This is a genomic window from Pseudomonas sp. DE0010 (assembly GCF_007680745.1).
GTDB classification, from domain to species: Bacteria; Pseudomonadota; Gammaproteobacteria; order Pseudomonadales; family Pseudomonadaceae; genus Aquipseudomonas; species Aquipseudomonas parafulva_B.
In genome coordinates this window covers 1-244 of sequence record NZ_VEJQ01000270.1, presented here as the reverse complement: position 1 = coordinate 244, position 244 = coordinate 1, and the positions used below count along the sequence as shown (strand labels likewise).

1 pseudogene is annotated in these 244 nt (G+C 74.6%); it reads right to left on the bottom strand.

The annotated features are described in order from the left end of the window. Positions 1–225, bottom strand: a pseudogene (locus FS767_RS22500) (anti-sigma regulatory factor); the annotation flags it as partial. Between the last annotated feature and the right edge of the window lie 19 nt (positions 226–244).

Below are 244 nucleotides of genomic sequence, written 5' to 3'. Positions count from 1 at the left end.
GTCGCCGCAGAGCTGCTCCTCGGGGTGCGGCGTGCACAGGGCGCCATGCTGCAACCGGCTGCCGGGCGTCCCGGCCCGATGGAAGCGCGCCAGCACCACGGTGCCCTGACCCGGTCGCGAATGGATGCCGAACACTTCGGCCTGCCGGCGAACCGCCCCCAGGCCGGCGCCCAGCGTCGCGGCCGTGCTGTAGTGATCGCTCAGGCAGCGGGCGACGTCGTGCATGCCCGGGCCGCGATCCACC